Annotated in this window: 21 protein-coding genes, 7 tRNA genes, 1 rRNA gene, 1 pseudogene and 1 other annotated feature; of the genes and pseudogenes, 3 read left to right on the plus strand and 27 right to left on the minus strand. The window is 50.5% G+C overall.

All coding sequences use genetic code 11. The features are described 5' to 3' along the window. Positions 1–56 precede the first annotated feature (56 nt). The 4 genes and pseudogenes from B9L21_RS14915 to B9L21_RS14930 form a co-directional block, all read right to left on the minus strand. Complete coding sequence (locus B9L21_RS14915) at positions 57–470, minus strand: type II toxin-antitoxin system death-on-curing family toxin (protein WP_063166959.1); 414 nt, start codon at positions 468–470, stop codon at positions 57–59. Beyond that, positions 470–595, minus strand: a complete 126-nt coding sequence (locus B9L21_RS18160) for a hypothetical protein (RefSeq protein ID WP_257722312.1) — start codon at positions 593–595, stop codon at positions 470–472. Before B9L21_RS18160 ends, B9L21_RS14915 begins: the two co-directional genes overlap by 1 nt. A gap of 402 nt (positions 596–997) precedes the next feature. Continuing rightward, positions 998–1615 (minus strand): IS630 family transposase, encoded by a 618-nt coding sequence (locus tag B9L21_RS17445; RefSeq protein WP_143424859.1) that lies wholly within the window; start codon positions 1613–1615, stop codon positions 998–1000. Next, positions 1525–2040, minus strand: a pseudogene (locus B9L21_RS14930) (helix-turn-helix domain-containing protein). The gene B9L21_RS17445 and the pseudogene B9L21_RS14930 overlap by 91 nt, the downstream one beginning before the upstream one ends. Positions 2041–2408: 368 nt before the next feature. Between B9L21_RS14930 and B9L21_RS14935 the strand changes: the two are divergent. Further along, positions 2409–3287 carry an IS982 family transposase gene (locus B9L21_RS14935; RefSeq protein WP_063166960.1) on the plus strand — a complete coding sequence of 293 codons (879 nt, stop codon included), beginning with the start codon at positions 2409–2411 and terminating at the stop codon, positions 3285–3287. A gap of 341 nt (positions 3288–3628) precedes the next feature. On the opposite strand, the gene glmS is transcribed toward B9L21_RS14935, so the two are convergent. The 16 genes from glmS to B9L21_RS15015 form a co-directional block, all read right to left on the minus strand. Then, positions 3629–5431: a glutamine--fructose-6-phosphate transaminase (isomerizing) gene (glmS, locus tag B9L21_RS14940; protein WP_063166961.1), complete on the minus strand. Its 1803-nt coding sequence runs from the start codon at positions 5429–5431 to the stop codon at positions 3629–3631. 531 nt (positions 5432–5962) lie between these two features. Beyond that, on the minus strand, positions 5963–7309 hold the full coding sequence (glmM, locus tag B9L21_RS14945; protein ID WP_063166962.1) for a phosphoglucosamine mutase: 1347 nt from the start codon (positions 7307–7309) through the stop codon (positions 5963–5965). Between the two features lie 27 nt (positions 7310–7336). Then, positions 7337–8578: a YbbR-like domain-containing protein gene (locus tag B9L21_RS14950; protein WP_063166963.1), complete on the minus strand. Its 1242-nt coding sequence runs from the start codon at positions 8576–8578 to the stop codon at positions 7337–7339. Further along, positions 8571–9392, minus strand: a complete 822-nt coding sequence (gene cdaA / locus B9L21_RS14955; RefSeq protein ID WP_063166964.1) for a diadenylate cyclase CdaA — start codon at positions 9390–9392, stop codon at positions 8571–8573. The genes B9L21_RS14950 and cdaA overlap by 8 nt, the downstream gene beginning before the upstream one ends. Positions 9393–9464: 72 nt before the next feature. Then, positions 9465–10076, minus strand: coding sequence for an anti-sigma-W factor RsiW (gene rsiW / locus B9L21_RS14960; RefSeq protein ID WP_063166965.1), 612 nt, complete (start codon positions 10074–10076; stop codon positions 9465–9467). 14 nt (positions 10077–10090) lie between these two features. Then, positions 10091–10654 (minus strand): RNA polymerase sigma factor SigW, encoded by a 564-nt coding sequence (gene sigW, locus B9L21_RS14965; RefSeq protein WP_063166966.1) that lies wholly within the window; start codon positions 10652–10654, stop codon positions 10091–10093. A 179-nt stretch (positions 10655–10833) separates the two neighbouring features. Next, the gene (gene rocF / locus B9L21_RS14970; protein WP_063166967.1) at positions 10834–11733 is read right to left on the minus strand and encodes an arginase; all 900 of its coding nucleotides are present in this window, start codon (positions 11731–11733) and stop codon (positions 10834–10836) included. 207 nt (positions 11734–11940) lie between these two features. Further along, positions 11941–12013, minus strand: a tRNA-Ala gene (locus tag B9L21_RS14975). Positions 12014–12022: 9 nt separating this feature from the next. Then, positions 12023–12094, minus strand: a tRNA-Gly gene (locus B9L21_RS14980). A 7-nt stretch (positions 12095–12101) separates the two neighbouring features. Further along, a tRNA-Lys gene (locus tag B9L21_RS14985) sits at positions 12102–12174 on the minus strand. Positions 12175–12826: 652 nt separating this feature from the next. Continuing rightward, positions 12827–12901: transfer RNA gene (locus tag B9L21_RS14990), tRNA-Gln, on the minus strand. A gap of 106 nt (positions 12902–13007) precedes the next feature. Next, positions 13008–13079, minus strand: a tRNA-Glu gene (locus B9L21_RS14995). 9 nt (positions 13080–13088) lie between these two features. Then, a tRNA-Thr gene (locus B9L21_RS15000) sits at positions 13089–13164 on the minus strand. A 7-nt stretch (positions 13165–13171) separates the two neighbouring features. After that, positions 13172–13246, minus strand: a tRNA-Asn gene (locus tag B9L21_RS15005). Positions 13247–13304: 58 nt separating this feature from the next. Continuing rightward, positions 13305–13421: ribosomal RNA gene (rrf, locus tag B9L21_RS15010) — 5S ribosomal RNA — on the minus strand. Between the two features lie 303 nt (positions 13422–13724). Continuing rightward, positions 13725–13824: a sequence feature (23S ribosomal RNA rRNA prediction is too short), on the minus strand. Between the two features lie 133 nt (positions 13825–13957). Then, the gene (locus B9L21_RS15015; RefSeq protein ID WP_089135016.1) at positions 13958–14143 is read right to left on the minus strand and encodes a hypothetical protein; all 186 of its coding nucleotides are present in this window, start codon (positions 14141–14143) and stop codon (positions 13958–13960) included. A gap of 780 nt (positions 14144–14923) precedes the next feature. Here B9L21_RS15015 and pdaB point away from each other — a divergent pair. Further along, the gene (pdaB, locus tag B9L21_RS15020) at positions 14924–15679 is read left to right on the plus strand and encodes a polysaccharide deacetylase family sporulation protein PdaB (RefSeq protein WP_082816612.1); all 756 of its coding nucleotides are present in this window, start codon (positions 14924–14926) and stop codon (positions 15677–15679) included. A gap of 223 nt (positions 15680–15902) precedes the next feature. On the opposite strand, the gene B9L21_RS15025 is transcribed toward pdaB, so the two are convergent. Then, positions 15903–16502 carry a KinB-signaling pathway activation protein gene (locus tag B9L21_RS15025; protein ID WP_063167430.1) on the minus strand — a complete coding sequence of 200 codons (600 nt, stop codon included), beginning with the start codon at positions 16500–16502 and terminating at the stop codon, positions 15903–15905. 154 nt (positions 16503–16656) lie between these two features. Between B9L21_RS15025 and gerD the strand changes: the two genes are divergently transcribed. After that, positions 16657–17292 carry a spore germination lipoprotein GerD gene (gene gerD, locus B9L21_RS15030; RefSeq protein WP_063166969.1) on the plus strand — a complete coding sequence of 212 codons (636 nt, stop codon included), beginning with the start codon at positions 16657–16659 and terminating at the stop codon, positions 17290–17292. 96 nt (positions 17293–17388) lie between these two features. Here gerD and B9L21_RS15035 read toward each other — a convergent pair whose 3' ends face one another. The 6 genes from B9L21_RS15035 to truA all read right to left on the minus strand — a co-directional run bounded on the left by B9L21_RS15035 (position 17389) and on the right by truA (position 21890). Then, positions 17389–18405 (minus strand): Mrp/NBP35 family ATP-binding protein, encoded by a 1017-nt coding sequence (locus B9L21_RS15035; RefSeq protein ID WP_063166970.1) that lies wholly within the window; start codon positions 18403–18405, stop codon positions 17389–17391. A 182-nt stretch (positions 18406–18587) separates the two neighbouring features. After that, positions 18588–19304, minus strand: a complete 717-nt coding sequence (cwlD, locus tag B9L21_RS15040; RefSeq protein WP_063166971.1) for an N-acetylmuramoyl-L-alanine amidase CwlD — start codon at positions 19302–19304, stop codon at positions 18588–18590. 66 nt (positions 19305–19370) lie between these two features. Continuing rightward, a complete protein-coding gene (locus B9L21_RS15045) occupies positions 19371–19811 on the minus strand; it encodes a YbaK family protein (protein ID WP_063166972.1) in 441 nt (146 codons plus the stop codon). A 122-nt stretch (positions 19812–19933) separates the two neighbouring features. Then, the gene (gene rpsI / locus B9L21_RS15050; RefSeq protein ID WP_020958388.1) at positions 19934–20326 is read right to left on the minus strand and encodes a 30S ribosomal protein S9; all 393 of its coding nucleotides are present in this window, start codon (positions 20324–20326) and stop codon (positions 19934–19936) included. 22 nt (positions 20327–20348) lie between these two features. Continuing rightward, positions 20349–20786 carry a 50S ribosomal protein L13 gene (rplM, locus tag B9L21_RS15055; protein WP_008881912.1) on the minus strand — a complete coding sequence of 146 codons (438 nt, stop codon included), beginning with the start codon at positions 20784–20786 and terminating at the stop codon, positions 20349–20351. A gap of 339 nt (positions 20787–21125) precedes the next feature. Beyond that, positions 21126–21890, minus strand: a complete 765-nt coding sequence (gene truA / locus B9L21_RS15060) for a tRNA pseudouridine(38-40) synthase TruA (RefSeq protein ID WP_063166973.1) — start codon at positions 21888–21890, stop codon at positions 21126–21128. Positions 21891–21894: the final 4 nt, after the last annotated feature.

Consider the following 21894-nt stretch of genomic DNA (forward strand, 5'->3'; position numbering starts at 1 on the left):
TTTAATTTTTTGCAATCAAAAAAGAGTAACCAGTTTCGTATTTTGTAAGCAACCGGCTACTCTTCATCATCTAGATAATCTCCACTCGATACACATGAATGATTTGATAACCAATTTGCCAATTCTTTCTCACGTACTTCCTTTTTAGCAACCTTGATACACATTTCAAATAGTTCATCATCCGAAACAATTAACTCATACCCATTTTTCATCAAGAAAGAATATGCTGCCATCACCGCCGTCCGTTTATTGCCATCTAAAAAGTAATGTCCGGTTGCTATGGCAATCATGTAAACAGCAGCCTTTTCAAATAAGGAAGGGTACATTTCTTTTCCAAACAAGTTCACAAACGGCTTCTGACATACATATTCAATCATACCAGGGTCTTTCTCTCCAGGTATTCCGCCGTAGTGACGCACCATCTCATCGTGGATGTAGCGCAACTCTTCAGGATGAAGTTTTTCTACCATTAGTTTTTAGATAGTTTTTCTAGCACTTTATCGTAGCGCTTAATTCCTCTTTTTAAAATGGCATTAATTTTATGTGTATCAACGTTCTTTTTCTTATCATCCAATTCTTTCTGCAACATAGCCATTTCTTCTTCCTCCTTCCAGTCGCACATGCTATCACCACCCTGAAATAATATACGGTAATAGCATGTCCATGATTACTTTTAATTATAAGTTCAACCACTACGCTTTTCAATCATTATCTCAGAAACCACAATACTTCGTAAACATCCACTTGGCCATCTCATGCATTTCATCTTTCAATTTGACCATCCAAGATTTTAATGAGAAATGGGCAGGGCGAAAGTTGCGGGGATTTTCTGAAGCCCATGAAAGCCTTCAACGAATGTTTGAAGAACGTTACAATTAACCAAATAATGTAAATAGATGAGATAAGGGGATTCTCCCTTTCCACACAGGAGACTGAATATTCAGTCTCCTGTGTGGAGGAAACTATATAGATGCACCATGAAAAGTTAACTTCTCGATTACGCTGCACACCCCAGGCGTTGCAGCACTTCCTCGGGGCGTTCATGAATGTAGTCCACAAACCGGGCAATGGCTTGGGCGATATCGTTTCGATCTTTGTGAAACACATTGGCGATGACGGTGTCTTTCAGCCATTTCCACAAGCGTTCGATCGGATTCAGTTGCGGAGAATACGGAGGAAGGGAAAGGAAGTGAAAACACTGTCCTTCTTCCCGCAAACACTCTCTCACCATTTTGGCATGATGAATTCGGGCGTTATCCAGCACCAAGACGATGAGTCGGTCCGGGTAACGCTCTTTGAGAACTCGCAGGAAATCCAAAAACGTTGTCGCATTGGCCGCCCCTGCTGGATGAAGAACCGTTTCGCCATCATGGACGTGAACCGCGCCAAACAGCGATACGTGGGCATGATGGCCGAACGTCGGCACTTGCTTTTGATGGCCAACCTCCGACCATGTCGTACGCAGCACATGATACGACCGGATATGCGTTTCATCGATGTACAACAGGACGGAATCCGAACCGATTACGTTTTTTTTATCAGATCCATTTGTCTCTCGAAGTTTTTTTGCCGGTCCGGGTCTCCTTTTGCCAACGTGTAGGTCGGCCGGGTCCAAGAAAGCCCTTTTCGATGCAAGAGTTTTCGCAAGGCTTCGCGGGAAATGGAGATGCCATAACGGTGGTGCACATAGGATTGAAGGATCTTCGTATTCCACGCCGAAGCGATGTCCCAGCCCAGCTCCGCAGGTGTCGTGGTCAACACGAGGTGTTTGATCTCTTCCTGCTGTTCTTCGGTGAGAAACGGCTCCCGCCCAGGGGCAACATCCCGATGAAGCAGGAGTTCAAGACCGCCTTCGTTAAACAGCGACACATAATGGGAAACGGTTTGGCGGCACACATTGACCATGGAAGCAACCTCTTTGCCCAACTATCCTTCCATGACCAGGCGGACGGCCATCACGCGTTGGCGGAGATGAGCGTTTTTGATCTTCCGTTCCTGCTTGCGGAGTTTCCGGGGCGTCCATCCGTGATGGTCGGTGATTTTGAGACGTTTCGTGCAGAATTCCGCTCCTTTCCCATGCTTTTCCTTAGGAGCAGTATCACCGGAGTGGGCATCAGTTATACGAAGGTTAATCTTTTAATGAGCATGTATATAGTTTTACCGTTTGCTCCACTTTCGGTTTGGCACAGCCAACTAACACCAATAACAACAACGTAAGGACCACCGTCATTCGGATATGCTTCATAAAAACCCCTCCTTATATGTACGTATAAGCATCTTTCAAAAAGAAAAATATGATACTATACCCGTGGTGCTAGATAAACTTGATCAAGCATAAAAATAGCCCTTGCCTGGCGGATCTCCTGTAGAATGAAAGTGCAACCTACCATTCGAAAAGGAGAATCCCCATGCAAGAGCACTTTCATTTTACTGCAGATCGGGCCAAGATTCAAAAGCAATATGCCGCCATTTTCTTTTTTGTCTCCGCCCAACTGTCATTGATTCAGACGCATCTTCAACGCCGCAACCGCCATTTGGTAAAGCAAGAAGATAGCGTGATCATAGCGATTCACATTTTGGGGAAACTGCTTGGTTTTTCTTCCGAACGGGCATGGCATCGCTTTGTCACCGGAAATTTGTTCACAAACGGGCAGTTTCTTGAACGTTCCCGATACAACCGTCGTTGTCGGGCACTGCGCTTTGCCATCAAATGGATCCGCCATGAGCTGGCAAAACGCGGCCAACATCATGCCTATGCCGTGGTCGATAGCTTGCCGCTTCCATTGTGCCATGCTGCGAGAATGCATCGTGTCAAACGGTTTCAAGGAATCGCCGACATCGGGTATTGCGCTTCAAAAAAGCAATGGTACGACGGATGGAAACTGCACCTTCAAGTGACCGATCAAGGGTTGCCTATGGGCTATGTGGTGACGGAAGCCTCCTGCCATGATCGAATCGCAGTCGAAAGCGTGATAATCCAAATCCCTCATCCCTTTCACCTCGGGGACAAAGGGTTCATTAGCCGCGACTGGCAAAAAAGGCTGTACGAAGAATACCAAATGGCGCTTTGGACTCCGTCTCGAAAAAACCAGAAACATCGCCCGTCCGGGGCATGGGAGAAGTGGATCCAACAAAAACGCAAAGTGATCGAGACGGTGTTCTCGGGTCTGGTTGACCAATACCGGATCACAGAGATTCGAGCGAATTCCGTGATCGGATTTGAAGTAGCGCTCGATGGCATATTGTTAGCCTATTCGCTGGCCACACTCGGGCTAGTTGAGTTCTAACGCCCAACTAGCGCCACGGATATTACACCATATTTTTCATCTTGATAACTCCCCTTATATGTAAAATTTTTGTTTCGATTCTAATTTATCTCTTTTCGAAGCCTTGCTTGATCAATTAACTAACATTCACGATCCATTTCTCCTCTTTTGGCTCCAAATAAAAAATCGAGAAAAGCACCTTTAGGTACCTTTCTCGATTCCCTTCAATCCTATTTCCTTCTCCCTAATTGGAATCCCATCCTCGTTGCCAATCAAACTGAATTGAATTTGTTTCGCTTCGATACGATCGCGAGTATAAGGCTTTTTTGTCACTTACCAACAGCCTTTTCCCAACGAACCGCTCACTCCACCGTCACGCTTTTCGCCAAGTTGCGTGGTTTGTCGACGTCGCAGCCGCGATGCAGGGCGGCATAGTACGCGATCAGCTGCAGCGGCACGACGGAAACAAGCGGCGTAAGGTCCGGATGGACGGCCGGGATGACGAAGCGGTCGTCGTCGCCTTCCAAGCCGCGCATCGAGATGACGCATGGGTTCGCGCCGCGGGCGACGACTTCTTTTACGTTGCCGCGAATGCTTAAGTTGACGTGCTCTTGGGTGGCGAGGGCGATGACCGGCGTGCCATCTTCGATAAGGGCGATCGTGCCGTGTTTCAGCTCGCCGCCGGCGAACCCTTCCGCTTGGATGTAAGAGATCTCCTTCAGTTTCAGCGCGCCTTCCAAGCAGACGTAGTAGTCAACCGCACGGCCGATAAAGAAGCAATTGCGCGTCAGCGTCAAGTAGTCGCTCGCGATGTTCTCCATTTCCTCTTTCGCGTCGCATAGCATTTCCATCACATTGGCGACGATGGCGAGCTCTTTCGTCAGGTCAAAATTCAATTCGAGGCCTTTCGCTTTCGCCGCAGTCGCCGCTAAAATCGCCAACACCGCGATTTGCGCCGTGTAGGCTTTCGTCGAGGCGACGGCGATTTCCGGGCCGGCGTGCAACAAGAGCGTATAGTCCGCTTCCCGCGACAGCGTCGAGCCTGGGACATTGGTGATTGTAATGGCTTTATGGCCAAGTTTGTTCGTTTGCACGAGCACGGCGCGGCTGTCGGCCGTTTCCCCGCTTTGCGAGATAAAGATGAAGAGCGGTTTTTCCGACAGAAGCGGCATATTGTACGAAAATTCGCTGGCGATGTGCACTTCGACTGGAATTTTCGCCCACGACTCGATCAATTGCTTGCCGACAAGACCGGCGTGATAGCTCGTTCCGCACGCGACAATGTATAAGCGGTCGGCGTTCAGCACTTCGTTGATGATCGCTTGGTCAATCGTCAATCCGCCGTTTTCGTCTTGGTATTTTTGAATGATGCGGCGGATGACAAACGGCTGCTCGTCAATTTCTTTCAGCATGTAATGCGGATACGTCCCTTTTTCAATGTCGCTCGCATCGAGCTCAGCCGTAAATGACTTCCGTTCGACTGTTTCACCGTTTAGCGTTTGAATCGTGACGTTCTCGCTCGTGACGATCACCATTTCGCCGTCCATCAGTTCAACGAATTGGTTCGTCACTTGAAGCATCGCCATCGCATCGCTCGCCACGACGTTGAAGCCGTCACCGAGACCGGCAAGAAGCGGGCTTTTGTTTTTCGCCGCATACAACGTTTCCTCGTTTTCCGCGTCAATCATGGCGATGGCGTACGACCCTTTTAACAGCGAGAGCGTTTTGCGGAACGCCTCTTCCGTTGTCAGCCCGTCACGGACGAATTGTTCCACGAGCTGGACGATCACTTCCGTATCCGTGTCGCTTCGGAACTCGACATCAGCCAAGTAGTCGCGCTTCAGCATCTCGTAGTTTTCGATGACGCCGTTATGCACGAGCGTAAAGCGGCCGGACGCGCTTTGGTGCGGGTGGGCGTTCACCCGGCTTGGCGCCCCGTGCGTCGCCCAGCGCGTATGGCCGATACCGATCGTCGCGTTGACGTTCGGGTCAACGATGCGGCGCAAATCGGCAATCCGTCCTTTTTCTTTAAATACATGAACCCCGTTCTCATTTAATACGGCGATCCCCGCCGAATCGTAGCCGCGATATTCGAGCTTTTCCAATCCGCGCAACAAAATCTCTTTCACATCTTGATAACCGATATAACCAACAATGCCGCACATGGCCACATTTCCTCCTTTACCATCGGAGGCTGCCGCTAACGAGATCCTTCCATGTTCAGTTGTCAAAGAACAACGGGGCCTCGCCGTCGCTGCGGCAGACTCCCCCTTCTAGTTGCGCGATGACATCCTCCCCTTTGTGCAAAGGGTCACCCCTTTGTTTTAAGAGAGGACTTGCGGCTGTCATCGCTCCAGCCGGGAGGCATCCGCCGAAACCCTCGATAAACCTCCTCCTCGTCAACTAAGCGCGCTTCCGTTCCCGCGCTTAGTCCAGGCGCTTTTTTGTCGTCAAAACGAAGCAACAACCAACGATATTTGCGCTGTCTTTGTCCTACAAGCCGTTGCGACAAGCCGTCGTTTCACGATCTCCGCTCCGCTATCGCCTCCTTTCAGGGAAAGGGCAACAACGTTAATATTACAGCACATTCCCAGCGGCGTCAACTATCATCGATACATCCGTTTATATAAAATAACCTATGCATAAACGGAAGCGAACGTTCCGTTTATGCATAGGGCGGTTGTCCCATCGAATGATTATTCCACACCCATCTCATGGCGAATCACATTGACAATCCGCTCGACATAAGCACGGCAGGCTTCTTCAGTCGGGGCCTCGGCCATGACACGCACAAGCGGTTCGGTTCCCGATGGACGGACAAGGACGCGGCCGTTGCCGTTCATTTCTGCTTGCACTTCTGCGATAACCTTTTTGACCTGTTCGTTTTCCATCGCTTTTTCTTTATCCGCCACCCGGACGTTCACAAGCAGCTGCGGATACTTTTTCATTTCCCCCGCCAGTTCGGAGAGCGGCTTGCCTTTCATTTTCATAATGTTCACGAGCTGGAGCGCCGTCAGCATCCCGTCTCCTGTCGTGTTGTAGTCCAGGAAAATAATGTGTCCGGACTGCTCGCCGCCGAGATTGTAACCGTTCTTTTTCATTTCCTCGACGACGTAGCGGTCGCCGACCGCCGTTTGCACGCTTTGGATGCCTTGCGCCTCGAGCGCTTTGTAAAACCCGAGATTGCTCATGACGGTCGAGACGACGGTTTGATGCTTGAGGCGGCCTGTTTCTTTTAAATATTTGGCGCAAATGTACATGATTTGGTCACCGTCCACGATGTTGCCACGCTCGTCGACGGCAATCAGACGGTCGCCATCGCCATCAAACGCGAGCCCCACATCGGCTCCTTTTTCTTTCACAAACGCCGCCAGCGCCTCCGGATGGGTGGAACCGACTCCTTCGTTAATGTTGAGGCCGTTTGGGGAAGCGCCCATCGTGATGACGTCGGCGTCCAAATCAGCAAACAAGTAGGTGGCAAGCGATGAGGTCGCCCCGTGCGCGCAGTCGAGGGCAATTTTCATCCCGGAAAAGTCCTCATCAATCGTCTGTTTTAAATATTGCAAGTACTTCTGTCCACCTTCAAAGTAATCGTTGACTTGGCCGAGCGACGAGCCAATCGGCCGCGGCAGCATATCCTCTGGGCTGTCGATCAGCGCTTCAATTTCTTCCTCCTGCTCGTCCGACAGTTTAAACCCATCCGGCCCGAAAAATTTAATGCCGTTATCTTGCACAGGATTGTGGGAAGCAGAAATCATGATGCCGGCTTGCGCCCCGAGCGCTTTCGTCAAATAGGCGACGCCCGGCGTAGAGATGACGCCAAGGCGCATCACTTCCGCCCCAATCGAGAGCAGTCCGGCGACGAGCGCGCCTTCCAACATATGCCCGGAAATGCGCGTGTCGCGTCCGATCAACACTTTCGGACGCTCCGCACTTTTCGTCAGCACGTATCCGCCGCAGCGGCCGATTTTAAACGCCAATTCCGGCGTCAGCTCACGATTCGCTACTCCGCGTACTCCATCGGTGCCAAAATATTTACCCATTCGGTCACTCTCTCCTTACTGTACAATTTATTGTGCAACTGCTTTTTCACTAATCTCGACCATCGCCGTTTCCGCCGATGGCTCCCATCGGACTTGTTCGGGTTTGTCCCACCGGATAGGGACTTGGTGTTCACCGGCATCGAGCCCGCTGACATCGACATAGAGACGGACATCATCTTTCGTCAAACCGCGGACGATATCAGGCGGGCCGATGAGACGAACGTTAATTTTTCCGCCTAGCGGTTTCAAAAAATCAGCCTCGTACGAATCCGGCAAACCGACAACAGCAATCGGCACATCTTCCCATGTGCGCGCCTCGTCCGTTTCCACATCGATGTGCACCTTGATCTTGGTCGGCTCGACGCTTTTCACCCCGTCGGGGAGCGGAACATCAAGCTCTACTGTCGTATCATCCGTAATATCATCCAGATCGACCTTTAGCCCGTCGAGTTGTTGAATCTGGTCCAATACGCCTTTTGACCCGTAAATCGTCACCCGGTTCGGCTCCGGATTAACGCTAACAAGATGCACCCCATCCGGCAGCTCCCCGGTTGTTTGCACTTGAAGTGGCACGGTCTTGCTTGGGCTGTTTACCGGCACCGTCACTTCCACAACGGATGGCTGTGGCTCAACATCTATTTCATTACCGCGTCGGCTGTACACTCGAACCCGCACTTCCTTCGTCAGCGTTTCTGTCGCTCCTTCTAAGTCGACGATCGCTTTCACAAACGAAATCTCATCGATCAGCTCTTTCGCCCCGGTAATCATCACGGTGCCCGGTTCAACGGTCGGTTCCCCGACAGAATAACCATCAGGCATTTTATTTCGGTTAAAAAACTCGACGCCAACCGGAAAGCGTTTCGATACTTTTTCGCGGATCGTCACTTTCACCGAGGAAGGTTGAATGTTCACTTTCAGTTTCTCCGAGATGTCCTTGTATTTGATCGGCACCGTATACGTCCCTAACGGCAAATCGGTTAAATCGACGTACACTTCGAAATTCCGTTGCAGCGCCGTCGGCTTGACAATGCTTGCCGGACCTTGGAGCGTGACATTGACATATTTCGGCACGCCGGACACGATCAAGTTTTCCTCGTCATAATAAGCGACAACCGGAATATCGATCAATGTTTCCGTATCTTCCTGGCCAAATGTATTGCGTGTCTGCTCGCCGGTTTTCGCCCCCACATTAGCCGACATATACAGCATAATAGCCAGCAATAAAGAGACGACGCGAATAAACCAAGGATGGTCCATTAATTTATCCATGTTTCTTCCCCCTCCATTGCCAACGGGAAGAAGCGGCGGTCTTCGCAGCCGGAGCCAGCTCGCCTGTCAACAGTTCCCGGAATTCATCAATCGTTAAATCGCGGTACAGCTCGCCGTTTTTCGTTACTGACACCGCCCCCGTTTCCTCGGACACAACGACGGTGATGCTGTCGGTTACTTCACTAATGCCGAGCGCCGCCCGATGGCGCGTCCCGAGTTCCTTTGAAATGAACGGACTCTCCGATAGCGGCAAATAACAGGCGGCCGCAGCAATTTGATTTTTTTGAATAATTACCGCCCCGTCATGAAGCGGGGTGTTCGGAATGAAAATATTAATGAGCAGCTCCGGCGATACGTGTGCGTTTAGCATAATCCCGGTTTCAACATAATCACCCATCCCGGTCTCCCGCTCAATGGAAATGAGCGCCCCGATGCGCCGTTTTGCCATATACTCGGTCGCTTTCACGATCGCCTCGACCATCCGCAGCCGCTCTTCATCTTCATTGACAGTGCTGCGGGTAAAAAGGCGGCCACGGCCGAGCTGCTCGAGGGCGCGCCGCAGTTCGGGCTGAAAAATGATGATGATCGCGAGGAAGCCCCAAATGATCGCCTGATCCATCAACCATTGCAGCGTGGTGAGCCCGAGATAATTGCTCACAAAACGGACTAAAATAATTAAAAAAATGCCTTTTAACAGCTGAATGGCCTTCGTCCCGCGAATCATCATAATCAATTTATAAATGACATACCAAACAACAAGGATGTCGACGACTTTCAATAAGTACGACACGATGGGGAGCTCTTCGAAGGACATCTTCACACTTCCTTTATCTCTAATTCCAACCTTCTGATGGTCATGGAAAAAGCCATCGGACGATGGCTGCCATCATTCAAACGATTGGAGCGCACGGCTGGCCCTCTCTTTAATATTATACCAAATCCATTCGAACACTTGATTAATTTCTTTTACTTCCCCTGTCACCCGCCCGGCCGACGCCATATATTTCTCCCCGTGGATCACCGTCACATCCCCATCTACCGTTCCTTCAATCCGAATCGATCCGTTGCGAACGACGATATCCCCTTTGACCGTTTCACCTTTTGGCACGATAACTGTATGGTCGCGGATCATCACGTGTTCATCAGCCGAAACGGAAAACGCTCCTTTTTCCCCCCACGAGGAAGCCACGCTTCCCACCGTAAGAAAGAGAAACAACGAAGCAGCAGTCAGCAGCGGATGCCCGTGCAGCCAACGGCGCAGCCGCGCGGTCTTTCTCTCTTTCGGCATCGACTCCATCACCGATGCCATAAATGATGGCGGCGCGGTCACATGGGAGGCATATTGCAGAAAGGCGATCGTTTTTTTTAGCTCATGAAAATGGGCGGCACAAGCGGCGCACGAACGTAAATGCTCTTTTAACCGCAGCTCCTCCTCCGGCTGAAGATCGCCGTCAAGATAGCTATGCATGAGTGATACCATTTCTTTCGAACATTCCATAATCTCCCACCCTCTTATAAATGGCCCAGTTGCCTGCGCAACGCTTCACGGCCGCGATGCAGCCTCGTTTTCACCGTACCAACCGGCAACCCTAAAATTTCACTGATCTCCTGCAGCGACAAATCTTCCATATATTTTAGTACGATCACGCTTCGGTATTTCTCCGGCAGCCGCTCAATCGCCCGCTGGACTGTCTCCTGGAGCTCCAGGCTTTCCACCGCCTCTTCAGGTGACACTTCGCGGGAGGGAAGCTGGGCCTGCATCGTCAATCCGTCCGTGCCGTTCAATTCCTCATCCAAATACACATCCGGTTTCCGCTTCCGCAATTTGTCGATCGTTAAGTTCGTGGCAATGCGGTATAGCCACGTCGAAAACTTCATATCGGGATTGTACGTGTCAATATGAACGTAGGCGCGGATGAACGCTTCCTGCGCCGCATCTTCCGCCTCGTGGCGATTTCCGAGCATTCGGTAGCAAAGGCGATAAATCTTATCTTTATACAAATCGACAAGATCGGCGTATGCGTTTTGGTCGCCTTTTCGGATCGCCTTAATTTTTTTTTTAATAAATAGCTCCATAAAATACAATACCTCCGCCTTTACGGCTCATCTTATATTACGGCGCTTCATTGCGAAAAGTTTCATGCAACATGTTTATTGTACCATAGAAGTGAAAAAAGAGGGGAGGCCAAACGAATGGCAACCCCTCGTAGTCACAGCGAGGAAAAGTGAAGTTGAACGGCTCACCAAGCAACCTGTCAAATGAGTTTCTCTCCAAACAATGACCCCATCAACGCTACGGCGACAGAGGCGGTTTTGTTCCGTTCATCTAAAATCGGATTGACCTCGACAAATTCAGCGGAGGTAACGATTTGCGCTTCCGCGAGCATCTCCATGGCCAAATGACTCTCCCGATACGTTAGCCCGCCAATCACCGGCGTGCCAACCCCTGGCGCATCGCTCGGGTCAAGCCCATCCAAATCGAGCGACAGGTGGACGCCATCTGTCCGTTCTTTTAAATAGGCGATCGTTTCCTCCATCACTTTCGTCATCCCAAGCCGGTCGACCTCATGCATCGTATAAATTTTGATCCCTTTTTCACGAATAAACTTCTTCTCCCCGTCATCGAGCGAGCGAACCCCGATCAGCACGACATGTTCCGGTTTGACTTTCGGGCTGTATCCACTGATCCGTGTCAGCGCTGGATGACCGAAACCAAGGCTTGCCGCCAGCGGCATGCCATGAATATTTCCAGATGGCGACGTCTCCTCGGTGTTGACATCGCCGTGCGCGTCATACCAAATGACGCCGAGCCGCTCATAATGTTTGGCTACCCCAGCGAGCGTACCGATCGCGATGCTATGGTCGCCGCCTAACACAAGCGGGAAGCGCCCCCGTTTGACCACCTCATCAACAGCCGCAGCGAGCTTTTCATTCGCCTCCGCAACCGCTTTCAAATTACGAAGCTTTGCATCGCCCTGTTCGTGCAATCGCTCCGCCTTTCCGATTGGAATATCCCCTAAATCTTCGATATCGTAATGCAGACGTTCCAGCCGTTCGATCACACCCGCATAGCGGATCGCACTCGGTCCCATATCGACGCCTCGGCGCGTCTGCCCTAAATCCATCGGTACACCGATAATAGAGATTGATTTCATGCTGTCTTCCTCTCCTTTCCCGTTTCCCCTTATACCCTTATTGTAGGGGAAAGAGGGAGGATGACTCAACTCGACACTTTTTCGAATATTTATGCCATTTAGATTCCCCCGGCCTACTTCCGATTCCCTTGCGAAGTTGGAATATTCCGGACGAGATAGGAACAAAAAAAGCAGCCGACTTCATATTGTAAAGTCGACTGCTCTTGATGGAGCCTATCGGGATCGAACCGATGACCTCCTGCGTGCAAAGCAGGCGCTCTCCCAGCTGAGCTAAGGCCCCATTCTTCAAAGCGGAAGACGGGACTCGAACCCGCGACCCCCACCTTGGCAAGGTGGTGTTCTACCGCTGAACTACTTCCGCATCATGATGAGCCATGGAGGACTCGAACCTCCGACCCTCTGATTAAAAGTCAGATGCTCTACCTACTGAGCTAATGGCTCATGGTGATCATAACACTCTACGTACTGACGAGCTCTACCTGCCTCTTCCTCTACTAGCTGTTTCAAGGAAGCTCGGTGCGTCGAGGCAACTCGCAGTTAACCCGAAGATGCATTGCTCGTTACTGAGCTAATGGCTCATGGTGATCATAACACTCTACGTACTGACGAGCTCTACCTGCCTCTTCCTCTACTAGCTGTTTCAAGGAAGCTCGGTGCGTCGAGGCAACTCGCAGTTAACCCGAAGATGCATTGCTCGTTACTGAGCTAATGGCTCATGGTGATCATAACACTCTACGTACTGACGAGCTCTACCTGCCTCTTCCTCTACTAGCTGTTTCAAGGAAGCCCGGTGCGTCGAGGCAACTCGCAGTTAACCCGAAGATGCATTGCTCGTTACTGAGCTAATGGCTCATGGTGATCATAACACTCTACGTACTGACGAGCTCTACCTGCCTCTTCCTCTACTAGCTGTTTGATGCATTGCTCGTTACTGAGCTAATGGCTCATGGTGATCATAACACTCTACGTACTGACGAGCTCTACCTGCCTCTTCCTCTACTAGCTGTTTCAAGGAAGCCCGGTGCGTCGAGGCAACTCGCAGCGATTTCGAGGATGGAGCGCTCGTTGTCTCGTTTTATGTACAAAAAAATAATGGCTGGGCTAGCTGGATTCGAACCAGCGCATCACGGAGTCAAAGTCCGTTGCCTTACCGCTTGGCTATAGCCCAACGTCGTAAAACAAGTGCTGAATCTGATAATTATTATGCCTTTGTTGCACTCGATTATACATTTTTAAATCAACCGTCCTTAAAGGACGGTTGATTTAAAAAGGAGTGACCCGTACGGGATTCGAACCCGTGTTACCGCCGTGAAAGGGCGGTGTCTTAACCACTTGACCAACGGGCCAAAAATCGATGGAGCTTCCAACCGGGCTCGAACCGGTGACCTCTTCCTTACCATGGAAGTGCTCTACCTACTGAGCTATGGAAGCGTAAAAATGGCTCCGCAAGTAGGATTCGAACCTACGACCTACCGGTTAACAGCCGGTTGCTCTACCGCTGAGCTATTGCGGAAAGATGGAGAAACTATATATCGCCTAAATCTCCCCAATGTGCTTAATGATATAACATTGCCTAGCGACGACCTACTCTTGCAGGGGCGCTGGCCCCAACTACCATCGGCGCTGGAGAGCTTAACTTCCGTGTTCGGGATGGGAACGGGTGTTTCCTCTCCGCTATCATCACTAGGCAATGATTTATTGGTTTAGACATTAATTATTATATTCATGTTGTTGTTTTTGTCAACAGGAAGTTCATTCCTTCAAAACTAGATAACCGTGTGGGGAAGAAGCCGCGGCGCTTCCGCTTTTTGTCTAGCTCCGGCCGCCATCGGCTCGCGACGCTTCGGTCCTGCTGCGGCGGCGACACATTGCATACGCTCCTGTGGCACCACCCACGCAGAACCAAGCTTTGCTTGGTTCGAGCCTCCTCGCAGGCCCTCCAGCGCGTTTCGCCGATAAGCAGGCGGCCTCCGCTTTTCTAGGTTAAGCCCTCGATCGATTAGTATCCGTCAGCTCCACGTGTCGCCACGCTTCCACCTCGGACCTATCGACCTCGTCATCTTCGAGGGATCTTACTCGCCTAACGCGATGGGAAATCTGATCAACGCTTGCTTACAGCTCCCCGGAGCGTTTCGGCGTTTGCCCCGTCCTTCATCGGCTCCTAGTGCCAAGGCATCCACCGTGCGCCCTTTCTAGCTTAACCTACAGCGTCTCGGCTTCTTCCTTATTGTCTAGCTTCGGCGCCTAGCTCTCTTCTGCCAAACAACCTCCTCCCTTGGGATGCAAGCATCCCTGCGGGTGAAGAACATTTGGCTTCGAGATCGCCAGGATGGGATTTGTTAATGGTCGGCCGTTCGCGGCCTTCGCTTTTCGTATTGTCTAGCTCCAGCGCCTGGCTCTCTTCTGCCAAATAACCTTCCCCCTCGGGGTGCAAGCACCCCTGCGGGTGAAGAACATTTGGCTTCGAGAGCCGATCGCGGCGCTTCCGCTTTTCAGCGTTCGTCCTGAGCCAGGATCAAACTCTCCAATAGAAAGTTGATTGGCTTTGTAAGCTTCGGCACCGACACCAAACGTGTCAAGCGGCCTCAGCTTTTCGTATTGTCTAGCTTCGGCCGCCATCAGCTCGCGACGCTTCGGGCCTGCTGCGGCGGCGATAGCCTCCTCGCAGGCCCTCCAGCGCGTTTCGCCGATAGACGGGCGGCCTCAGCTTTTCGTTTGCGCTTCGTTTCGTTCAGTTTTCAAGGAGCGAGATCAATCGTGCCATCTTGCGCCGAGGAGCTCGGTTTTGTTAAGTTCACTCGCACACGCAAGCTTTGCTTTACTCCAAGTTTTGCTTTACTCTCACAAGAAACAGTCTAAACAACTTGTCTCTCGCAAGCAGCTTCTTTATACTAACACAAAGTGTTTTCGGTGTCAACTGTTTTTCTGTTTACAATCTTTTTGACTGCTCATCGCTGTCGAACAGCCAGTCCGATTAGCGACGGTTATTAATATAACACTTTAAAATAAAAAATGCAATACATTTTTCATCTGATATTGCAAGGAAATGATAGGATAGCGTTCCACCTCCATCCTCAGTTTTCTTCCTTGCCTCCATTGCCGCAAAGAGCATGGCAAATATGTTTCATAACGATGATGGCTGACTGCATAAGATGTACATAGGACAACTGTTTAAAGGGGGATGGACGCCTTGTTTTATGCGCTGAATGGGCGGACGTTGAAAAAAGCTCTCATTATTATTTGTTCCGCCTTTTTTACCGCTGTCGTTCTATACGCTTATGAGGTGAACCGTCCGGTTTTTTCGCTTTCTTCCGGACCAAAAGCGGTGTACAAAGTAGACAATGACCGTGACGAAGTGGCGTTGACGTTTGACATTAGCTGGGGAGATGAAAATGCCGACAAAATTTTAGACGTCTTAAAGCAGCATGGGATTAAAAACGCAACCTTTTTTTTATCAGCTTCCTGGGCCGAACGCCATCCGACTGTTGTGAAACGGATCAAAGAAGAAGGGCATGAAATTGGCAGCATGGGATATAATTTTGTCAACTACACAGAACTTGAGAACGCCAAAATCCGCCAGGATTTAATGATGGCGGAAAAAGTGTTTGATACATTGGGAGTTAAAAATGTCGAACTGTTGCGCCCACCAGGGGGGAACTTTAATAAAAACGTACTCAAAATTGCGGAATCTCTCGGCTATACTGTTGTACATTGGAGCATCGACTCGAAAGACTGGCTGAACCCTGGAACAGAGCAAATTGTAGCAAACGTTACGAACGATTTAGAGCCCGGGGATATTGTGCTTCTTCATGCCTCCGATTCGGCGAAACAAACTGCAAAAGCGTTGCCGAAAATTATTGCGGCGATGAAAGAAAATGGCTATAAAAACGCCAGTCTTTCCGAATTGTTAGCGAACGGTGAGGCTGAGAGCAAGGGGGTTGAGTGAACTGTTCACCGCTTAGCTAACGCTGGAAGCGAGGGCTTCCTAGTCCCATGACGAAAACCATCTCTCGTCTCCCTGAGCGTGGCTTCGGGTCGTTTCAGCCCTAGGCATCCGATGATTCAACGTTCTATCGTGCCTTGGATCATTTACGCATGAAAGGCTTCGCTTGAAAGTGAGGATTCTCGGTTCAAGAGGGTAAAAAGAACAGGCGGCGCCTTACTGCCACTTATTGTTTCGCGCCGCCTGTCAACTTATGCAGTATAAGAAGCTGGTACGCATTGCATACTAACAGTGGAATCAACATCAAATATAGCCAATCTTGGTCATTGATACGCAAAACCGGGAACCATTCAACGATTGTCACGACGACCATAAAGAATAAAGCTGGGACGAAAGCTCCTTTATTCGTTTGCACACTCTTGACATAGGCAACGGCCAATCCGACCGCTAAAACGAACAAAGCAGTCAGTATATAGGGGATAATCGACTCCCCGTTTGTTGCAAACGCCATGTAACGAAAGTACACTAAATCGAACAGCACAAACATGATCAAAACAAGCTGCACCGCATTCCATAGCGAACGGAAAATCCCAAGCCCAAAGCGGTGAACGGTCAAATAGGCAAAAAACCCCGCTTGGCTAATGACGCTAAAAATAAAGCCAACGCCAATATGCCATAGCAACACGGCCATAAACTCAACAATATCCAAACGCAGAAGAAGATGGCCGAACTCTTTCCAGTTCAAAACCATACCGACAGCTGCTGCAGCAATCCCCCCGATCAGCAGCGTAGTTAAAAATAAGCGCACCCATTTGCGGCTGTTCACAGTTTGCTTCATCCTCCATCATTTCATCATAATCCGCTTAACATTTTACCAGCGCCCTCTTGAAAAAGCCAGCTTCCGCTCGTCCAAATGCATATTTTTTTCGTCAACATTCATATTAAAGGTGAGGGATTTTTGCAGAAAGGAGCTCATTTTTATGAACAAGTGCATACCGCTCCTCTTGCTCAGTTTTCTCGTTCTTAGCTCTTGTGCTCCTCAAGAAATCAGCCCTCCTCCCCCGGACTATGAGCAAACGAAGAAAATGGTCGTCGACATTTTAAAAACGGACGAGGGGAAAAAGGCGATTCAAGATATTATGTCGGAAGACCAAATGAAGCAGCAGCTCGTTATGGATCAAACGGCTGTCAAAGAGACACTGCAGCAAGTGTTGACGTCTGATCAAGGAAAGAAATTTTGGGAAAATGCGTTCAAAGACCCGAAGTTCGCGGAAAGCTTCGCTAAAGGGTTGCAAAAAGAACACGAAAAAATGATGAAAGCACTCATGAAAGACCCCGAATACCAAGAAATGATGATCGACATCCTAAAAGATCCCGAAGTGCAAAAAGCGATGATCGATGTATTAAAAAGCAAAGAGTTCCGTCAGCATTTGCAAAAGGTGATCACAGAAACGCTAAATAGTCCGCTGTATCAGGCAAAAATTCAAGATATGCTAACCAAAGCGGCAGAAACGCTCCAACAGGGCGGAGGAAAACAAGGAGAGGAAGGCGGAGAAGGGGGAGAAGGAGAAGGGGAAGAAGGGGGAGGCGGCAACCAACAAGGTGGAGGCGGGTAATCAAACAAAAAGCGTCCGTGTGCCAAAAGCTGTCAACGCTCAAAGGGACGAGCGCAGGCGACTCAAGGCCATCGGACGCTTTGCTGTTTCAGCTGATTAGTATTTCGCAGCAATTTTACGGGCGATATCCATATAAATTTTCCCGATTGGATGATCTTCCGCATAGACGGACGGGGCGAAGTCGTCTTCATTCCAATCCGGCTGCTGAAGCGGCAGCTGCCCTAACAGCTCTGTTTGCAGCTCTTTTGCCAACTTTTCCCCGCCGCCTTTGCCAAAGACGTATTCCCGTTCGCCTGTTTTGCGGCTTTCGTAATACGACATGTTTTCGATGACACCGATAATCTCGTGCTCGGTGCGCAGCGCCATGGCTCCGGCGCGGGCAGCGACAAACGCGGCGGTCGGATGCGGGGTTGTGACGATAATTTCCTTGCACGACGGCAAGAGCGTATGTACATCTAGGGCGACATCGCCTGTCCCCGGCGGCAGATCAAGCAATAGATAGTCTAAATCGCCCCACTCGACTTCTTTAAAAAAGTTGTTGAGCATTTTCCCTAGCATCGGTCCGCGCCAAATAACGGGGGCGTTGTCCTCGACGAAAAAGGCCATCGAAATGACTTTTACCCCAAACCGTTCCACGGGGATAATCTTATCGCCCCTTACTGTCGGGCGCTCGGTGATCCCCATCATGTCGGGTACGCTAAATCCGTAAATATCGGCGTCGATCAACCCGACTTTTTTGCCAAGCCGGGCGAGCGCAACCGCCAAATTGACAGAGACGGTCGATTTCCCGACCCCACCCTTACCGCTGGCGATGGCGATATACGTCGTTCCTTGCTTATTCTCGCTATATTCCTCAATCACTTCTCGCGGCAGTTCGGCAAACCGCAGTCCGACAGAAGCGGCGCCTGCGTCTTTCAACTGCTGAACGATCGATGTTTGCACGCGGAGCTGGTCAGGCGTACCGATTTTCGCGAGCGCGATTTTTACGCTGACATGGTTCTTTTCTTCCTTGATTTTAATTTCTTGAATCGCGTTCGTTTCCTTAAACGTTTTGTTTAAAAATGGATCTTTCATTTTTTCCAAAATGGCCCGCACTTCGTTTTCCGTCAGCATCGTATTCACCAACCCTTTTCAAATCAATGACTGTTTCTATAATTGACTATACCATAAACTGTTGGGAAACCGCCATGTTCAGCCTCCATTCCCACTTACTTATAGTGGGAATGGGGATTTCTGGTTCCCTTTGGCAAAGAGCATGTTTAGCCGCCACTGTCCTACTCACAAAAAACCCCCCGCTATTCGCGAGGTGTGTGTTCGTTCGAAAAGTAGCGCAATACCCCTTTGTAAATGGAGGCGGCGAGCTGCGTCTGGTAATGGTCAGAGGCGAGCAGTTCCCGCTCGTCCGGGTTCGACAAAAATCCGACCTCCACAAGCGCGCCAGGTTTTTTCGCATGTTTCAGCAAATAGACCGTGTCAATCATTTTCGCCACCCGGTGAGTGTTTTCCAAGTTCCGCCGCAACTCAGCCTGAATAAATTTCGCCAGCCGCTCGTTTTCGATGAACGAGCCATAATAAAATGTCTGCGCTCCCCGCCAGCGTGGGGATGGGATGGCGTTTAAATGAATGCTGATAAATAGATCGGCATTCGACTTGTTAATGAATGCTGTTCGTTCATGCAAGTCCTCCGTTTTCCGCCGGCTGTAGCCGCGCGTTGACGGACTGGCCAAGTCGCGGTCCGTCTCCCGCGTCATAAGGACGAGCGCCCCTTGCTGCTGCAAGTAATCGCGCAATTTTTTCGCCACGTTGAGCGCGATTTCTTTTTCTAGCACCTCGCCGCCGACAGCGCCGCCGTCCGGTCCGCCGTGTCCGGGGTCTAATACGATAATTCTCCCCGATAACGGGAGATTCCAAGGTTTTGTCGATGTAAGATCAGAAAATAAAGATGGAAATAGCAAAAAACCGGTGATGGTGACGGCAGCAAAAGCGACCAGCCACTTCCACTTCTTTTTCATCGTTTCTCCTCCCGCGCGTTTCCCTTCTCTATCTTATATGGGACAAGGCGCGGGAATAGAACTCATTTAATGAAGTTTTAGCCGGCGCCGTTTTTTTCCCCGTTCAAATCCTTCTGTCCACCAGCTGCCGATATATTGCTCACATGCATAGTAAAGCGATTCGCTTCGGATGTCATCGTCGATATTTCCCCAAAAGCAAAGAAAGTCAAACAGCGTGTCGACCAAATATTTTTCCTCTTGGGCGCAGCGCTGGCGCACGCTGTCGGCCGGTTCCCCGTAATAGCCGAACCGGCTGTAATGGGCGCCGAGCAAGTACGCTTCAATGGCCAAGTCAATGCAGCCTTCCTCGACAACAGACGGGAAAATTCGATACATATGGTAGAAAGGGACAAAATGTTCAAGCACTTTGGCCCGCAATTTCTCGAGCGATAATTCCCGCAACATTTTTCGCTCATAGCGAAGCTGCTTTTCCTGCCTTTTCTCCGCCAATGAAGTGATGACTGCCATCGTTTTTCACGCTCCTTTACGATGTAGTGTTTAACGATCAGGCGCATTCATACGCGCGGACGAAAGGCAGAAATAAGCAAAAAGCCCAGCCAAATTGGCTGGGCTGGAGCAGAAGGATATGATTAACGTTTCGAGAACTGCGGAGCGCGGCGGGCGCCTTTGAGCCCGTATTTTTTCCGTTCTTTGACGCGGGCATCGCGCGTCAGCAAGCCAGCGCGCTTCAATACCGCACGGAATTCCGGATCCACTTCAAGCAGCGCGCGGGCGATGCCGTGGCGAATGGCGCCAGCTTGGCCAGCAAATCCGCCGCCTTGGACGTTCACTAAAACGTCATAGCTGCCGAGCGTCTCCGTCAAAACGAGCGGCTGTTTTACCATTTCGATGAGCGCTTCCGACGGAATGTATTCACGAATGTCTTGTTTATTGACGATGATGCGTCCATCGCCCGGGACGAGGCGGACGCGGGCAACTGAGCTTTTGCGACGACCTGTACCGTAATATTGTACTTGTGCCAAAATAAATACCCTCCCTTGTCAATTATCCGCGAAGTTCGTATACTTCCGGTTTTTGCGCTTGATGCGGATGCTCGCTTCCGCGGTAAACGTGCAGTTTTTTGAACATTTGACGGCCAAGGCTGCCTTTTGGAAGCATGCCGCGCACCGCCCGTTCAATCATTTGTTCCGGATAGTTCGTGCGCATCTCGAGCGCTGTTCTTACTTTCAAACCGCCTGGATGTAAGCTGTGGCGATAGTACAGTTTTTTCGTTAATTTTTTCCCTGTCAGTTCGACTTTGTCCGCATTGATGACGATCACGTGATCCCCGCAGTCGACGTGCGGAGTGAACGTCGGTTTATGCTTGCCGCGCAACAGCGCCGCTACTTCGCTAGCTAAACGGCCTAACGTTTTGCCAGCTGCGTCGACAACGTACCATTTACGCTCTACTTCATTCGGTTTCGCCATGTAAGTCGTACGCAATGTAGTTCCCTCCTAAAAGAAAAATGAACAAGTAAGTGGATTGTTTATTTCAACACGATTGCTGTCCGGGGCTAATCGTGGAAAATACATGCCATATGATATGATAGCTTGCCGGCGCGCCAATGTCAAGAAAATGTTACACGAGGATTCGTTGTCATGCCTCCACTTGCAGAAGCGGGCGTTTCCCGTTTCACTTTTAGGGGCATTGCGCACCAGATCTGTCTTCCATCCATTTCAGGCAAACGTTTGGCCTCCTCCCCATGCAGAGCGGGAGGGGGCAATCGCACCCGCGATGCTTGAGGAGTTTTTGGCTAATTGATGCGACAAACGGCAGCTCCTCTATTTATGGTCGAAACTTTCACGGTCATAGTACACATGCCATAAGTACAGCCCTTCGGCCGGTGCGGTTGGGCCGGCGAGCCGTCGGTCTTTCGCTGCAAGCAGCGACTTGATGTCGGCAGGGGGGCGTTTCCCTTGGCCGACCTCAAGCACCGTGCCGACGATGATGCGCACCATATTGTATAAAAAGCCGGTGCCGATAAAACGAAATTGAAGCATTGGGCCGTCCGCTTCAATTTCGGCGTGGTAAATGGTGCGCACACGATCCTCCATCGCTGTTTTGGCCGAACAAAAGCTCGTAAAATCGTGTGTCCCCTTCAGCAAGCCAAGCGCCTCATTCATGGCGTCTATGTGGAGCGGGTACGGGTGCCATGCGCAGTAATAGCGGCGAAATACGTCGCGCTCGGCCGCGGTCCATACGTTATAGCGATACTCTTTCGCTTTGGCGGAAAAACGGGCATGAAATGTGCTGTCTGCCTCGTCCACCGAGCGGACGGCGATATCGTCCGGAAGCTGAGCGTTTAACGCCTTTTTCCACTGCTCAGGGGAAAGAGCGAGCGGCGTATCGAAATGAATGACTTGCCCGTAGGCGTGGACGCCGGCGTCCGTCCTCCCCGAAGCTGCGACCCGCACGTCACTCCCTTTATGCATCCGCTTGAGCACTCCCTCGAGCTCGCCTTGCACCGTCCGTTTTCCCGGCTGAACTTGATAGCCGGAAAAATCCGTGCCATCATATGCTATCACACATTTCATCCGTCTTGTCATGACA

The organism is Geobacillus uzenensis (genome assembly GCF_002217665.1).
GTDB classification, from domain to species: domain Bacteria; phylum Bacillota; class Bacilli; order Bacillales; family Anoxybacillaceae; genus Geobacillus; species Geobacillus subterraneus.

What these genes read in the sequence shown, in the direction of transcription:
- B9L21_RS14915 (WP_063166959.1), bottom strand. Translation starts at nt 470, where the DNA reads ATGGTAGAAAAACTTCATCCTGAAGAGTTGCGCTACATCCACGATGAG.
- B9L21_RS18160 (WP_257722312.1), bottom strand. Translation starts at nt 595, where the DNA reads ATGGCTATGTTGCAGAAAGAATTGGATGATAAGAAAAAGAACGTTGAT.
- B9L21_RS14935 (WP_063166960.1), top strand. Translation starts at nt 2,409, where the DNA reads ATGCAAGAGCACTTTCATTTTACTGCAGATCGGGCCAAGATTCAAAAG.
- glmS (WP_063166961.1), bottom strand. Translation starts at nt 5,431, where the DNA reads ATGTGCGGCATTGTTGGTTATATCGGTTATCAAGATGTGAAAGAGATT.
- glmM (WP_063166962.1), bottom strand. Translation starts at nt 7,309, where the DNA reads ATGGGTAAATATTTTGGCACCGATGGAGTACGCGGAGTAGCGAATCGT.
- B9L21_RS14950 (WP_063166963.1), bottom strand. Translation starts at nt 8,578, where the DNA reads ATGGATAAATTAATGGACCATCCTTGGTTTATTCGCGTCGTCTCTTTA.
- cdaA (WP_063166964.1), bottom strand. Translation starts at nt 9,392, where the DNA reads ATGTCCTTCGAAGAGCTCCCCATCGTGTCGTACTTATTGAAAGTCGTC.
- rsiW (WP_063166965.1), bottom strand. Translation starts at nt 10,076, where the DNA reads ATGGAATGTTCGAAAGAAATGGTATCACTCATGCATAGCTATCTTGAC.
- sigW (WP_063166966.1), bottom strand. Translation starts at nt 10,654, where the DNA reads ATGGAGCTATTTATTAAAAAAAAAATTAAGGCGATCCGAAAAGGCGAC.
- rocF (WP_063166967.1), bottom strand. Translation starts at nt 11,733, where the DNA reads ATGAAATCAATCTCTATTATCGGTGTACCGATGGATTTAGGGCAGACG.
- gerD (WP_063166969.1), top strand. Translation starts at nt 16,657, where the DNA reads ATGAACAAGTGCATACCGCTCCTCTTGCTCAGTTTTCTCGTTCTTAGC.
- B9L21_RS15035 (WP_063166970.1), bottom strand. Translation starts at nt 18,405, where the DNA reads ATGCTGACGGAAAACGAAGTGCGGGCCATTTTGGAAAAAATGAAAGAT.
- cwlD (WP_063166971.1), bottom strand. Translation starts at nt 19,304, where the DNA reads ATGAAAAAGAAGTGGAAGTGGCTGGTCGCTTTTGCTGCCGTCACCATC.
- B9L21_RS15045 (WP_063166972.1), bottom strand. Translation starts at nt 19,811, where the DNA reads ATGGCAGTCATCACTTCATTGGCGGAGAAAAGGCAGGAAAAGCAGCTT.
- truA (WP_063166973.1), bottom strand. Translation starts at nt 21,890, where the DNA reads ATGACAAGACGGATGAAATGTGTGATAGCATATGATGGCACGGATTTT.